The 15,953-nt window shown below is 32.5% G+C and carries 12 protein-coding genes and 1 pseudogene; 11 read left to right on the forward strand and 2 right to left on the reverse strand.

What is annotated here, in order from left to right; genetic code table 11:
• The 9 genes and pseudogenes from AC1DS7_RS28080 to AC1DS7_RS28120 all read left to right on the forward strand — a co-directional run.
• Positions 1-206, forward strand: a 206-nt coding sequence (locus AC1DS7_RS28080) for an IS3 family transposase (protein ID WP_476998795.1), incomplete at its 5' end; no start/stop codon positions are given.
• Positions 207-839: 633 nt separating this feature from the next.
• Positions 840-1,199, forward strand: a complete 360-nt coding sequence (locus AC1DS7_RS28085) for a hypothetical protein (protein ID WP_002144463.1) — start codon at positions 840-842, stop codon at positions 1,197-1,199.
• Between the two features lie 209 nt (positions 1,200-1,408).
• Positions 1,409-1,867: a helix-turn-helix transcriptional regulator gene (locus AC1DS7_RS28090; RefSeq protein WP_002144462.1), complete on the forward strand. Its 459-nt coding sequence runs from the start codon at positions 1,409-1,411 to the stop codon at positions 1,865-1,867.
• A gap of 99 nt (positions 1,868-1,966) precedes the next feature.
• Complete coding sequence (locus AC1DS7_RS28095) at positions 1,967-2,341, forward strand: hypothetical protein (RefSeq protein WP_476999369.1); 375 nt, start codon at positions 1,967-1,969, stop codon at positions 2,339-2,341.
• A 74-nt stretch (positions 2,342-2,415) separates the two neighbouring features.
• Positions 2,416-3,848, forward strand: a pseudogene (locus tag AC1DS7_RS28100) (IS4 family transposase).
• Positions 3,849-4,240: 392 nt separating this feature from the next.
• On the forward strand, positions 4,241-5,143 hold the full coding sequence (locus AC1DS7_RS28105) for a hypothetical protein (RefSeq protein WP_476999370.1): 903 nt from the start codon (positions 4,241-4,243) through the stop codon (positions 5,141-5,143).
• 1,208 nt (positions 5,144-6,351) lie between these two features.
• Positions 6,352-7,413 (forward strand): alpha-xenorhabdolysin family binary toxin subunit A, encoded by a 1,062-nt coding sequence (locus AC1DS7_RS28110; protein ID WP_002144456.1) that lies wholly within the window; start codon positions 6,352-6,354, stop codon positions 7,411-7,413.
• Positions 7,414-7,640: 227 nt separating this feature from the next.
• On the forward strand, positions 7,641-9,965 hold the full coding sequence (locus tag AC1DS7_RS28115; RefSeq protein WP_476999373.1) for a hypothetical protein: 2,325 nt from the start codon (positions 7,641-7,643) through the stop codon (positions 9,963-9,965).
• 47 nt (positions 9,966-10,012) lie between these two features.
• Entirely contained in the window at positions 10,013-10,876 is an 864-nt protein-coding gene (locus AC1DS7_RS28120) for a hypothetical protein (RefSeq protein ID WP_002144454.1), read from the forward strand.
• Positions 10,877-11,410: 534 nt separating this feature from the next.
• Here the strand turns inward: AC1DS7_RS28120 and map are convergent.
• Entirely contained in the window at positions 11,411-12,154 is a 744-nt protein-coding gene (map, locus tag AC1DS7_RS28125; RefSeq protein ID WP_012259880.1) for a type I methionyl aminopeptidase, read from the reverse strand.
• Between the two features lie 313 nt (positions 12,155-12,467).
• Here map and hfq point away from each other — a divergent pair, with 313 nt between their 5' ends.
• Positions 12,468-12,656, forward strand: a complete 189-nt coding sequence (gene hfq, locus AC1DS7_RS28130; RefSeq protein ID WP_002144450.1) for an RNA chaperone Hfq — start codon at positions 12,468-12,470, stop codon at positions 12,654-12,656.
• Between the two features lie 584 nt (positions 12,657-13,240).
• Here the strand turns inward: hfq and AC1DS7_RS28135 are convergent.
• Entirely contained in the window at positions 13,241-13,903 is a 663-nt protein-coding gene (locus AC1DS7_RS28135) for a recombinase family protein (protein ID WP_476999371.1), read from the reverse strand.
• Between the two features lie 454 nt (positions 13,904-14,357).
• Here AC1DS7_RS28135 and AC1DS7_RS28140 point away from each other — a divergent pair.
• Positions 14,358-15,953 (forward strand): M60 family metallopeptidase (locus AC1DS7_RS28140; protein WP_476999372.1); only part of this gene is annotated, 1,596 nt, incomplete at its 3' end.

Genomic DNA, 15,953 nt, shown 5'->3' on the forward strand with positions numbered 1-15,953 from the left:
CTCGAAGAGGCAACTGTTGGGATAATGCTTGTATGGAAAACTTCTTCAGTCACTTTAAGGCAGAGTGTTTTCATTTATACTCCTTCCGTAAAGCGAATGAGGTCAAACTTGCCGTGCGTAAATATATGCACTTTTATAATCATCAAAGATTTCAAAAGAAATTAAATAACCTGAGTCCATATAAATATAGAACTCAGGTTGCTTAGTTGCGCTTTTTAAATACTGTCTACTTGACAGGGGTCACTGCAAATAGGGGGCTTTTTTTATTGTGTAAAATTCTTCTATTCCACAAGATATTGCTGTAATTCCTCTTGAATCGAAAGATTGATAAAAGACATTACTCTTTCCTATCTAGTTTGTTTGGAAAAAGACACTTGGGGGTAGAGAAAATTCTTAAGTTGATGGGCATGTATGGTGACCCCATCGCCATCAACTTAAGAAATTAATTGTTCCCCAAAACGAAAAAAATGAGCCGAATTCTCATAAATAACTGTAAAAATGTAAAGTTTTCGTTATGGGGGTGTCTCAAAGTCTTAGCTTGATGGGCCTGGGGTAAGACCAACCAGTCTGTCCAAAATCAAAAAGTGTTCATCCACCAAGTGTTTGGACCTATAGTATAAAATACGATTCCGTTAGGAGTCTACTATTCTCCGTGTTATTCTTCATATATTTGCACCAGAACCTTTAAAAATACATATCACAAAACAAAAGTGTGAAATTACACTTGTATAGACAAAACTTCTCTTATAGTGTAAAATTACACCATAAGAGAAGAAGAGATATTATGGATAAACAAGAATTTATTCAATTAGTAAATAAAAATTTGGAGAGTGATTCAAATGAAGAAAAAAAGCAACCATTATCTTTTTATAAATAACGTAATAATTGGTATGTTAATATTAAATTTATTTATTTTCACATCATCAATACGCTTTTTACCTTGGTTTATTGAAGATGGTTGGGGAACTTTAGGTCTATTACTGACATCTTTTGTTTTATTAATCACCTTTTTTAAATCTTATCAGCTTCACAAAAATGGAGAGAGAACTATTTTACAGACTTCTATCCCGCTTGTTTCTGCAATGTTTTCATTCTTCGTTATGTTAACCTTAAGTGATTTTATGACTATATTTTCTCTTATAGTCAATGTAAGTATATTAATAATTTGTTTAATATCTTTTGGGAAAAATTCTAATTAAAAAATAAAACCATAGATACAAAGGTTATTGTTGTTTTATTTTCCCCCTTGTTTTTAAGTGTGAGTGCGATGAGTATAACTGTTATACGGATTTTATACTATTTTTCTACTAGTTTTATACCAATTTTATAAGGGTTTTCTACTTATATTTTTAAAAATACATATCACAAAAAAAGTGTAAAATTACACCGCAAGAGAAGGAGAGATATTATGGATAAACAAGAATTTATTCAATTAGTAAATAAAAAATTAAAACTCATCCGTATTGAAAATGATTTATCACAAGATAAAATGTCTGAAGTTATCGGTTTATCAAAAAAAACCTTAGTAGAAATAGAAAAAGGTAGACGTAGTCTCACATGGACAGGTGCTGTGTGTGTTGTCACTCTTTTTGAAGATAGCGATATAATCCAGATGACTTTTGGAGACGATATTAACGAGATTATCAAAACAATTGCTTTTACACATTATAATAATAGTTCCTCAAAAACTTTAGGAGGAAAACTATGGTGGAGACAAATAAGAGAGTTAAATGGTTATAAAATACAACAAAATATTCTTTCTCAACATTATCGAATTTTAAATAAAGAAAACCATAGGATATGTAGTTCATTTGAATTAGATGAAATTGAAAAAAGATTTATAGAAGTAACAAAATCATTACAATAGATTCACAGAAAAAACGTATTAAATGATCACTAATCGATGTTATAACAAAAATCTTAAATAAAGTAAAAATACAAAATCAAATTTTGGAGAGTGATTCAAATGAAGAAAAAAGCAACCCTTTTCTTTTTTTTAAATATCGTAATAATTGGTATGTTAATATTTAATTTATTTGTTTTCACAACACGAATGCCCTTTTTACCTTGGTTTATTGAAGATGGTTGGGGATATTTAGGACTAGTACTGACATCTTTTGTTTTATTAATCATCTCTTTAAAATCTTATCAGCTTTACAAAAATGGAGAGATAACTATTTTACAGATTTCTATCCCGCTTGTTTCTGCAATGTTTTCACTCTTTGTTATGTTTATGCCCTTAAATGATTGTATGACTATATTTTCTCTTATAGTCGATGTAAGTATATTAATAATTTGTTTAATATCTTTTAGGGGTACCGTCACATCGCTATCAAACTAAGATAAATTTGTATCCATATAATCAAAAAAACGCTATTCTTTTTGTAGAAATATACAGAAAGGATGGCGTTTTGTATGACTCTATCGATTCAAGATGAGTTTCATTTATTCGCTGAAGAACTACAGCGATATCTATCTCCAAACATCCTTCAACAGCTCGCACAGGAGACGGGTTTCGTAAAACGTAAAAGTAAGTATGGCGCACGAGATTTGGCCGCTTTATGTATTTGGATTAGTCAACACGTAGCAAGTGATTCCCTCACTCGATTATGTAGTCAACTTTATGCAAATACAGCTACACTTATGAGTCCAGAAGGACTTAATCAACGTTTTAACCGATGCGCTGTTTTATTTCTACAGCGTATATTTTCTCTTTTAGTCAAAAGTCAACTAAATGATTCGTCTCAAATCAAAAACCAATATACTTCTTATTTTCAACGTATACGTATTTTAGATGCTACTATTTTTCAAGTCCCTAATCATTTGGCTCCTATTTATCCTGGTTCAGGAGGATGTGCACAAATAGCCGGCATCAAAATACAGCTAGAGTATGATTTACATAGTGGAAAATTCCTCAATTTTCAAATGGAGCCAGGTAAAAAAATGATAAAACCTTTGGTACAGATTGTTTAGATACCTTACGCCCAGGAGATTTATGTATTCGAGATTTAGGGTACTTTTCTCTAAAAGATTTAGACCAGATGGATCAACGCGGTGTATTCTATGTTTCACGGTTGAAATTAAATAATAGAGTATATGTAAAAAATGATTCTCCAGAATTCTTTCGGGATGGGACAGTAAAAAAGCAATCTCTATATGTTTTACTTAACCTTGAAGATATTATGCATCAGATAAAACCAGGAGATACTTATGAAATTCGGAATGCCTATATTGGACAACAAAAATTACCCTCACGAGTTGTAATATACAGACTGACATCAACTCAAACTCATAAACGTAGGAAACAGCAAACCTATGTTGAAAAGAAAAAAGGAGTTACATACTCTGAAAAAAGTAAACGATTAACAGAAATCAACGTTTATATTACCAACATACCATGGGAAATTGTTCCGATGGAACAGGTTCATAATATCTACTCACTACGTTGGCAAATAGAGATTGTATTTAAAACATGGAAATCTCTTTTTGGTATTAATCATTGTCACAATATTAAGCGAGAGCGTCTAGAATGTCATCTTTATGGACAGTTAATCGCTATTTTTCTTTGTTCTTCCACTATGTTCAAAATGCGACAGCTGTTACTACAGAAAAAACAAAAAGAATTAAGTGAATATAAAGCAATTTATATAATTCAAGATCATCTGTACTTAGTATATGAAGCTATACAAAAAGACACCCAAGAAGTATCAAAAATTTTCCTTTGTCTATTTGACTTCTTACAGAAAAACGGACGGAAATCCCATCGATATGAGAAAAAGACAGTCTTTGATATTTTAGGTGTCGTTTATCAGTTTACTGTATCCAATCTAAAGCAGAAAACTGCATAATCTTTAAAAATACACCGTATCAAGGTTTATTTGGTATGCGTATTTTTAAAAACAAATAAACAAATTATCAAGCATGTAGGCAACAAGAACGGAAGTTCATGGAAGACCCAACCTTAGCTTGATGGGCATGGGGTACGGCAACGATTCTTTACTTTTGGAGCCACTCAAGAAAAATGTACGTAATAATCCCATTTTTATAGTTTTTTTGTATTCGGTAAAGTGAAATTAGAATGAGAAATTACGTGTTCGGTTAAGAAAATCACTGATTTTTCATTAAATAACTATACCGAAGTCATATTCGGTATAGTAAAATTCCATAAAAAACATAGAAATTGTCAAGTGACTCAAAAAAGAAGTAATCGTTGCTGTACCCCCTGTACGCTAAGACATATTTGTTAAGAAAATATTATGTTTATGTTATCAAGAAAATAAATTTTAGGGATTTAGCATATGATAAAAAAAAGAAAAGGATGAATGATACAATGTGTCCAGAAACTTCAACATGTTCTTCATGTTCTCCAGAACCATATTCTTGGGAATGGGTAGCAGTAGAAGCTACAGGTGGTGTGATAAGTGGAGTCGCAGGATTCGCTGCAGTAGCTTTAATAAAACACCTTTTTATTAAGGAAGAAGCTGACCAAACTCGTGATTTGTTTAAAGAAGCAGTAGAACAAATTTGTAACTACATTAACAAAGCTATCGATGAGGCTTTTATCAGAGAATATTTGGCCGATACCGATAATGTTAAAGAACAATTAAAATACTTCGCAGGTTCAAACGGAAACAACATAAAATTAATCGAAGATATTCAATCAGAGGCTTCGAGGCTAGTACAACGTTTTTACAGACTAGGGGATATAGCCATCGGCGCACTAGAACTTGCTTGTAGTTTACATCTAGTTATTCTAAAAACATTGGCTACTCATAATCCTGATAACTGGAAAGTACCATTTGAAACATCAACTAAAGAATATGCAGAAATGCTTAGTCATAATGCCAATGAATTTTTGAATAACGTCAAGTCTAGAATAACACCACCTGAATTCGGTATGCTTCCTGACGGTGGAATTCCACCCACAAAACTTACCCTTGGATGTCAATTCAATGTTGATGATGAACCGTTATCGTTTGGTTACGGTACGGTGACGATTTCCGATGATCAAGCCATTGAGAGAGCACGAGAACAATGTAATCAACGTCATAAAGAGAAATATGATGAAATCGTTAACCCAGGTATTCTTGTTTACAACAAAATTATGGCAGTAAGTACGGATTTGAAAAATATTCAATTTTAATCAAACTTTTTGTGCGCTTGAAATAGAGTCACGATGTTTGTAAGAAAGACGCGAAGTTTTGAATAAAGTTGCGATGCTTTATCTCTTCAATCAAAGAATTCTAAATGAGTTTTGATTAATCTTTTTTAATGAAACAACCATATAATCTCAATAAATCGCATTTGGAAATAAAAGTAAGGCTATGACCTATTTTTACACGTATCTCGGATGTACCCTCTTTTCGGGGGGATGGGCAAAAACATCTTTTTATTGTTTATATTTTGTTATTCCCTGTTGTAGAATCCTTATAATATTATAAGGATTCCTTTTTTGTATCAAAAAATCTACAAAGAAAAAAGATAAGATTGGCGAACACGATCTTATCTTTAGTACAAGGAGTAAACAAAAGAGATAACCATCATATTGTTATTATAATTTAAATTTTGTTAATTTCGAATTTTAAAACCATAATTAACATCTATATCTATATTGAGAAATTTATTACCAAATTAGCTATAAATGATCCAAAACCCGAATGTAAACTTTTACCCAATTAGTTTACATTTGATACCCTTAAATCATTGAACTCATACCAAATGTCCTGATATCCTCAAAATCAACAAAGAAATTATACATTCAAAACACTGCTAATAAAGAGGTATAGAACCTTATGAATCAAAAACCGCACCTCATGATATTCAACCTATGTGCAAAAATGGAGAAATACCAGAAGTGAAGTTTATAGAAATTGTAGAACTGAAGAAAAATTTATTCTATAAGGTAATAAAAGAATATGAAAATACATTAAATTGGATCAGTCGTAATTTGGTTATTTTTTTAGTGAAATTCTAGATGAGCTCCCTATTAGCTGTTCGCTTCACATACCACTTAAATATAAAAATAAAACGGACTTCTAATATAACTTATATTCTGAATATAGTGTTCTCTAATACGGAATATATGCCACTTAAAAATTGGGGGAACACGCTAGAAATTACACTAAAAAATATATTTCTCAATTCTAGATTAGGAGTTTGTAAATTATACTGAGTGGGTATCAAAATAACCAAATTAAGGGAGAGATGGATTGATTGTTGAACTTGTATTCTACTTTACTATGTACAGTTTGAAGTTCGAAATATTGGACATATTTTTTGCTATAGAAGGAGTGCGAACAATAATATAATATAATTTCATTTCATTTTATAAAATAGAAAGGGTGTATTGTTATGGTAAAAAGAGATATTTCAGCAAGAGATCTTGGAGGTAAGGAGGATAATCCTTTTTTACTAAAAAAAGATGAATGGATTAGAATTCAAAAATACACCGGTGATGGTGCATATTTACCTGTAAATGTTAATGAGATGCGTAAAGCTTTAGCGTTAGAAAACACAGCGGAGCTTCCAGACTTCGGAGAGCTGTATACGGTTAATACAAGCATTAAAGGACATTGTAAAAACTGGAACGATACTACCTATAGAGAAATTCTTGATGTTGCGAATCAAATTGTTAATTATTCAAGAAGAGCGGAAGTTTTCTATGCACCCTTACTTGATTACTTACCGGATATTTTAGAAGGTGATACTGTGGCCTTAGAAAAGTTTCAGAAAATTTGCGAAAAATTAGCGAAAGAGGCGAAAGCTTTCAGTGACCATGCTGAAACATTAGCGAAGACCGTTAAACAGTTCGCTGATGATACAACAAATGATTATAAAAACTTAATAAATGTTAAGGTTAAATATGATGCATTGTATGGAAAAAATAGCGAAGAAGAAATAAAACTTAGAGCGGAAGTAAAAAAGTTGCGGGAAGAGTTGGAGAAATATATAGAAGATTACGAAGATTACGAATCGGAATCTTGGTTGTCTTTATTACTTGGTCCTGTTTTTGGTTTTATATTAAAGGGAATTCTCGACAGTACGCATGGGCAAATGTTAAAGGCTAAAGTTGATGCTACAAGACAAAAAATCGAAGCAACATGTGCAACTATACAGCGAAATGTTTATTTAATGTCTTTACTCGATAAGGCAGATGTTGGAACTGATAAAACCCAAAAACAAATTGAGGAAGCTCTTCCAGTAATTAATAAAATCAAGGCGATTTGGTCTGCTCTTCATAAGGACCTTTTAACACTTTCAACTATTACAATGAAAGATATTCATGATGATCCGGAATTTGCCGACCTTGGAATTGAATTAGCAATTATGCAATGGGTAAAAGTAGGTAAACAAGCAGATGATTTCCGAATTAATGCAGATGTAGGATATATACTTGATCAATATATTGCATAAGTATAAGGACATTGAAAGAAATTAATAGGCCGGAGCAACTAGAACATAACTATGTGTTATCTCAAATAAATAAGCTTTATTACGTAAGTATAACAAATGAGCGAGTATAACAAATAACTTAACCGTTAATATAGGGATAAAAGGAGCTAAAGAAACAGAGATTGAATTCTCGCTTGTGTAATATTTAACTTCTTTTGTCCCTAATTTTATGTAGATGGGGGAAATACATGTTAGCCCATAAAGTGGATTATAAAAAACTATATGAAGAATTGTTGAATAATCAGCATATCCCAGGAACTTTTTACTCAAGTACTACGAAAACAAAATATGAAATTCGCAGTTTATTTGTTGATTTGGGTGAAGTATATAAATTTATTGAGGAAAATCAACTAGCGCCAAATATGATTTCGATTTTTGCAGATGTTGTTCGAATTCCTGATAAATTTAACTGTACTTTAAAAGATATGCAACTAGTCATCCGAACAAGACGTGTGGAAATTGAATCAGATGGAAAAGCAGAGATTCGACTAGATTACAAAGATGGAAGTAAGCTCGCACAATTGACGATTTATGGACTTGAGCTTTCTGGAACGTTACATGCTATTCCTATCTACAATCAAAGTTCCCCATCGCCATATCCAATAGAACTGAGAAATAAAGGCGTACGTTTGTCCGATAAAGATGGTACATTCACCAAAGAAGAAATTACGTATGTAGTTCCTACACCTCAATTCCCAAAACTATTTATGTCTGTTTTCCAAGTAGCTTGTCTATTTTATGAATCTCAGCCGGATATTGCAGCTGATCAGTTAAACTGGTTGAAAGCTTTTACAGCTCAATATAAAGATTTAAGTTCATTGTGTATACAAAGCACTGCGTTACTTACCATTTTAACTGCTAACCATGGTGAGAATACGTTTGTTCCACTTCTGGATAAAGATCTTTATAGGGATGAAATTGCTGCTTTCTTGGCGGCAGCACAACAGTTTGAGGAACAATATCACCGTTACTTAGATAGAAACCTAGCAATTGCAGATCGAAAAGCAGCAGCTACTCTTATGCTCCAGCATGAACAAGATACACTGTTATTTAAAGAAACACTAATTAATCAAGCAAAAGATAATCTGAGAAGTGCTCAAAATGCTGTTGAATCATCTTTGTATCAATTCGAAAAACAGCAACATGTTGTAACAATAGCTAAAATTGATTTCGAGTATGGGCTTAAAAAGTATCATTATGAACAACAAATGAAAATGGCTTTTAAAATGTTGACCGCTGTTCTCAATTTTGCAGAATCTATAGGATCGATAATTGCTACAGGAGGGACTGCAGCACCTGGAGAAATTATCGATATAATTAACAGTTTAAAAGAAGTAATAGAAGCTGGAGGTCAACTAGCTGCATTAGCGCAATCATTAAAAGAATGTATGGAGAAACTTAATGAATTAGTTGAATTAATTAATAAAATATATGCACTAGCTGCAGAGATATCAAAAGCATCTACGGATATGGATTTCTCAGAAGAACTCTTAAAAAAAATTCAAGAAAATGAGTGGGAACTTCCTAAAGAGGATCTGACTGGAGAGGCAACGTGGAAAATATTTCAGTTGAAAATAGCCGCTGCTTTAGAAGATGCTATTAAGAAAGAAGTTGAGGGGGCTAGAGAGTATCTACTATCATTAGATATTCTAGCTGTCTATGGTCAAACACTTGCTTCGAATCAAGTTATTATCATTCGCTGTAGTCAAGAGCTATTTCGTCTGTTGCTAGAAAAACATATTTATCAAGCAGATCTTGCGAGATTGAAAGAGTATATTAAGAATCTTGAAGGGCAAGAATCTGAAAACGAAGAAATGGAACAAAAATTATATCAACGCTATTTAGATATGAAGCAAATTCTATTTGTAGCTTTAGCAAATTATAAACATGCTTATAAGTATTGGGCTCTTCGCGATTCAGATGTAAATCCTAATATTTTAAAAGATGTATCAGAATTAAAAGTGGATGTTGCTACATTACAAAAGGACTGTATGGAGGCCTTAAAACAGTTTAATCCACCACCTCAACCATTTCAAAATCGAACAATAGAGATTACAGATTCTAATGCTTTGAAAACCCTGAAGGAGACAAGAGAAGCTTCTTGGGAAATCAACCTAAATGATTCATTTTTTGAAAACGAGTACCGTGTTCGACTTAAATTAATGCGAATTTGGTTAGATGGAGTTGACGCTACTTCTAAAGTACAAATACGGATTACGAATTCGGGACATTATTATGATGATTATAAAAATAAAAAGTTTCAATTTAATACAGAGCCCTTTAATCGAGGTTTTAGCTATGTAGGTGCAACGATTATTACTGATGGCACGATAGCAGAGGAATTTGCTTATGATTACTTTATTCCAAATCCTTTTACAACTTGGACAATTAAAGTACAGGATGGGCCAGATCTTTCTAAGGTTACAAAAATCCGAATGGAACTAGCAGGATCTCTTGTTGCTAATTACAAGAAACATAATCCTGTTTTAAATGGTTTAATGGAATCTTTCTAAAAAAGAATAAGTAAATACAACTAAAAATCATCTAGAGGGGTGTTCATATGAACCATTTAGCCTTTTCTCCACGTGAATTAGGAGGGAAAAGTTCTCCTTTTCTTCTTACAATAGAAGAATGGCGTTCATTCGCTCATTATTTGAACAGATGGATCTCAGCACCAACTAGTATCGATCAAGTCAGGGAAAGAATGTATCTCATACTCGACGGGAAAGTAAAAAATAATTGGGATAGACTCATAACAACTTCTATTTTTCGTGAATTAGTTGAAGAAGCAATTGCAACTAAGTTAAACGTTAGAGAAAAATGTAGGTTCTGGGACAATGGAGGACATAAAGACATACTAATCCTTTCTCAAAACATTGTAGCCTTTGCAGATTTAATCTCTATTAAATATTATAATGATCTTAATCAAGTAATATTTGAAGCTCAAAATGGTAAATTAACTCCAAATACTAAATCTAAATTCATAAATATATGTAAAGATTTATCTAATCACGCACAGACATATTATCAACAGTCTCAATCTATGGCAACATCTCTCTCCGAATTTTATTCGGAAATTCAAAAATACGAAGAAACAGTACAAACGTGGTCGCATCGGATGTCATATTTATCACTGCATGACTCAAATGATTTCGTTGTCGCACAAAACACAGTTGTCTATTTAGTAGCTCCAGTCATGAATTTGGTTCAGTCTAAAGAGTTCGTGTTCCCTGTTATTCGAAAAGTCCATAGGATATGGAGCGCTATATCTTATGATTTAAAAGAACTGGCAGATAATATTGATGATATCGAAAATTTAGAGGAGTTCATTGCTGCTTTAGAACTTGAATTGGCCTTTGAAGATTGGAAAGCAATTCGTGATGAAGCTGAAAACTTCTATAAAAACGCAATTAACATTTCTTGAGGCTGATTACTATTATTATAAAAGTAGATTACCGCCTAATCAGCTAAACGAACAAAACAAAAGAAGAATCCAAGTTGGATTCTTCTTTTGTTTTGTTCGTAAAGGTATACTTTTGCGAAAGTATTACATATGAAGACGATAAAATGAGTTTTACAAAACTAAGAAAATGTTAAACCCATAAAACCCCGTTGTATCATGTGTATGTACTGATATAACGGGGTTTTTATATGAATATTTAACTGTCTATTTTACTAATTATAAAAAAACATGAACTTAGTTTTACTTTTTAGGGGTACTACTTCATGTAAAATGGACATTTTATTTATATTTTTGATGTAGCTTTAAAATAAAGTTTGATTAAAATAGCTTACCGTGACCCCTTATTTTCAGCAAATATAAAAACTCCATTTTGAACAAAGATTGATCAAAATGGAGTTACCTTTAAAAATCTCGTATAAAATTTTTATAAGAAAGTTTGATTATTTTAACTACCCTTCTTCAACGCTGAAGCACCCGATTATGGTGTTAGTGCTCTTACAATGTCGTAATAATCGGTCCTTCCTTGGTAAGAATAACCGTATGTTCGTATTGAGCCACAAAGCTTTCATCGGTTAGGCAGGTCCATCCATCTTCGGATTGGAAAACTTCCTCTTCAAATGTAGAGATCATAGGCTCAAAGGCAATTACCATACCATCTTTTAAAATTTCGTCATCCCATGGGGCAAAGTAATTGAAAATATGTTTTGGTTCTTCATGAATCGAGCGCCCAACACCATGTCCAGTAAGATTTTTTATGACTGTTAAGCCATGCTGTTTCGCTACATTGTGTGCAGCTTTTCCGAGTGCGCTTTTTTTTGAACCTGGCTTTGCCTTCTTAAGTCCAGCATAGAATGCTTCTTTAGCTACGTCACATATTTTCTGTAAAGTTGGCTCTCCTTCCCCTACTACAAAGGAAATTCCGGTATCTGCGAAATACCCGTTTTTTGAACCTGAAACATCAATATTTACTAGGTCCCCTTCTTGAATGGTCCGTGTCCTCTTCGGAATCCCGTGCGCTACTTCTTTATTTATGCTAATGCACGTATATCCAGGAAAATTGTATTCTCCTTTTGGGGCAGATTGAGCTCCTGCTTTTTCAAACATCTCTCTCGCAATTTCATCGAGTTCTTTTGTGGTAATTCCAGGTTTCGTACTATGGACTAATTCATCTCGAATCGCCCCACAGATTTCACCAATTACTTTTAAGCCATTAAAATCCTCTTTATTCTTTACAACCATTGATATCCCCACTTTTTAAAGTATTTTATGATTAGTATTCCATGTAGTTTATAGCATAAACGGGTTTTCTTCAACAATCTGGCCCGTTTGTGAAACAAGAAGAAATCCTGCATATTAACACAGGATTTTTAATCGATCTTTATTTTAAATAATCAAACTTTGTTTTATACGATCAATCTTTTTTATTTAACTACATTTGATAGATTTCTTGCGAAATATGTACCTAGAGCGGTATTTAAATTTAAATGTGATACTATTGTTGTATAGTAGCAAGTATTAAAAGAAAAGCAGATAAAAATAGGGGGCGCATTTCATGTATAACTTACAAGAAGATATGTATGAACAATTAAAAGAGAAAAAAGGGGATATCACTATATTTTTAAAGAATGGGGTTCCCATACGTGGGCAGATCCTTACAACGGATAAATTTACTGTTCTTATGATGGTTCATGGTAAGCAACAACTAGTCTACAAGCAAGCAATTTCCACAATTCTTAAGTAATTCTTTTTCCTTTTTCGAGGGAAGAGGAAAAGACACCAAAAAAAAGAAGATTGAGATCAATCTTCTTTAAAAAAGGAACAGATGACAGATTACTACTCCAACTCCTAATCAATTATAATTAAGCGTGTAGTGACATTCAATCCATTCTCAATTTTCTCAATATTTTAGTTTTATTATCAAATTATAATATAAGTAATTCTTTTTATTATTATATGTTTGTTCTTTCTTGTTGCAGAATCCTTATCATAAGGATTCTATTTTTTTGTCCCAAAAGGTACACCTTTTGTTGTGGTGTGATTTCTATGAAAAACAATGTGTCAAAAAGTTCGAGATAACATTTTGCAGTACTTCATAAATACATAGACCTTTTGAACTATTGTAAATTAGTATCCCAAAACCGATTATTTTGGGGACAATCAAATATCGAGAGGTTTTTGATGTTATTTTGTCGAAAAACTTCCCAATACAATAAAATGTGAATTTTCTCGTTTTGGGGGTATTTACATTTCTTAGCTTGATAGCGATGGGGTAGTACCAGCGTTCTTACAACTAGGGGAAAAGTAGCATTTATTATAGGAGCGATGCTACTTTCCTTCTTCATATTCCTTCATTATTTTATAAAACGTGTTTTTCCTTAGTTCTAACATTTCCATAAACATAACARCAGTAATTTCGCCACTCTTCCATTTTGAATGAGTTTTTTCTATTATCTTTATTTGTTGTTTGCTTAAGGTCGAAAGGTTCACTGGAGGACGGCCTAAATGTTTTCCTTGAGATTTAGCTATCGCAATCCCTTCCGCTTGTCTCTGATGAATTTTTTTTCGTTCTTGATCTGCAACATAAGACAACAAAGATAAAAATTGATCTTCCATTAATCGTCCCATATCACCCATTTCACGGAACTTACGACTATCAAACAGCGTTTCATTTTCTAAAACAACAATATCTGCTTGTAATTCTCTAGTTATGTATTTCCACTCTGCGATTACTTCGTCGTAATTACGCCCCATACGATCTAAGGCATCTATGTAAACAATATCACCTGTACTCAATATTTTTCGTAATAATTGATACTGAGGACGATCAAAATGTCGTCTACTTGCTTTGTCGACAAAAATACGTCGACCTTCCACCCCTCGTTCCATCATCTTATGTAATTGACGTTGTTCATTTTGATCTTTTGTACTTACACGTATATATCCATAAATATTAGCCAATTTTGGTATTCCCCTTATATTTGTTACCATAATTATACCACTTTCGTTTATAAAGGTATTCATTAAAAGTAAACGTTTATAAATTAATAAAATCCACCTTTACAAACAGGTGGTATTACTTATATTCCAATAAAATCAAGGATTATCATGTTCTTTTTAAAGTGCTGGTATATCCGAGTTAAGGTGATTAGTTACAACTATCTGGAAATTTTTACACGAGAATATAAAATGTCAATATTTCGACATTTTTATATATTTTATGTATTTATTTAGAATAAACGTATTAAAATCTTTCCTTTTATCCTACATTCATTTGATTATTCTTCGTATCAAGTGAATTGAAATAGGTCCATTATCTCATATAAGTAAGTATATTCATGTTAAATTGTGTAAAAATGTGTAAATAGTTAATATAAATATATAAGTAATAGATATGACTTATATATTTATATTTTAAATATCTAGAAATATAGCGGGGGATATTATGAAAAGGGTTCAAAAACAAAAAACAAAAAATTTAGTGATGATAACTGCCACATTATCTATGTTTGCCACTGGAGTAACGCCTTCATTAGAAGTCTTTGCGGAAGAACAAGCACAGCAAAAGAAAGTATCTACAACGTTATTACAGAATGAAAATTCTGTTAATGTGGAAAATCGTGTATTTGTAGTTCCAGGAAAAGGAGATGTCTCCCAACTTCAAAATATTGAAAGAAGGGAAAGAAATTTTAGTGCATACGAGCCAACAGGGTTATATGCTAAGCCAAATGAACAAATAATAATTCAGGTACAAGGAAATCAAAGTATACAAGCATATATTGGAACTTTCTCGTTCGATGCTTCTTGGAGGGAAGATTCCAAAATTAAATCATTTACTTTAAATCCAGGCACAAACACAATTCAATCTCCAAATGGAGGAATGATTTATTTTTATAATAAACAACAAGGTGGTACCATTCAAACAACAGTAACAACAGGCGGAGCGGCTACTCCTCTCTTTGAACTTGGAAAGCATACGAAACAAGATTTAATAAATATGCTCAATCAATATCCAAATGCACATGCGGTGGAATTAAAAGGGGAGCGTGTATTGATTACTGCTAGCCCAGCTCGTGTTAAAAAGTATTTGATAGGCTCTAACACAGATCCTGTACAACTCTTAAAAAAAATGGATGAGGCTACTAGAATTCAAGATAAAATATCTGGATTATCTGAAGAACAAGTTGATAAACATTATCTGCATTATGTGGAGGATAACCATTCTCTGGATTATTATATGTATGCATATCCTCACAGAACTGCATATGTAGGAGATGCAATCCAACATGTATTAGACATTAATAAATTTACAAATGATGGATGGGGACCTTGGCATGAGGCAGGGCATATGAGACAACAAGCACCTTGGAACTTTAAAAATATGACAGAGGTACAAGTCAATCTTTACAGCCTTGCTGTGGAAAAAGCATTTACATCTAATCAACCTTTTAGATTGCAACAAGAGGGCGCTTATACTAAGGCGTTTCAATACTTAGAACAATCTAATAAAAATTATGACGAGATTAGTGATGCTTTTGTTAAACTCGTTATGCTTTGGCAATTACAACTAGCGTATGGAGAAGACTTCTATCCTAAGTTGCATCAGCTGTATAGAGACATGCCTTTAAATGAGATTCCACAAACTGATGAAACGAAAAAACAATTATTTATGATTTCATCATCAAAGGTTGCAAAACAAAATTTAATTCCGTTTTTTGAGAAATGGGGATTACGCCCAAATAATGATACAATCCAAAAAGTAGCGGCACTAGGGTATCCAAATTTAACGGCTGAAATTTGGAAAAGTACAGATTCTAATCCGGTTAAACCGGATACACCGAATTTTTCGAATATTTTAGAAGGAAACCAGTTTGCATGGTCACTGAAAGGGATTGGAGATTTTGAATTTGCGAAAGTAAATTTAAATAAATCAACAGAAGAAATGCAAATTGCTCTAAAAGCAGGTGTACCACATAACTACTTTGATAGTACATATGCAAGTATTAAAGTGCAAAACACATCAAGTAAAGTGGTATATAAC

It is taken from the genome of Bacillus sp. P4_E1 (genome assembly GCF_056401715.1).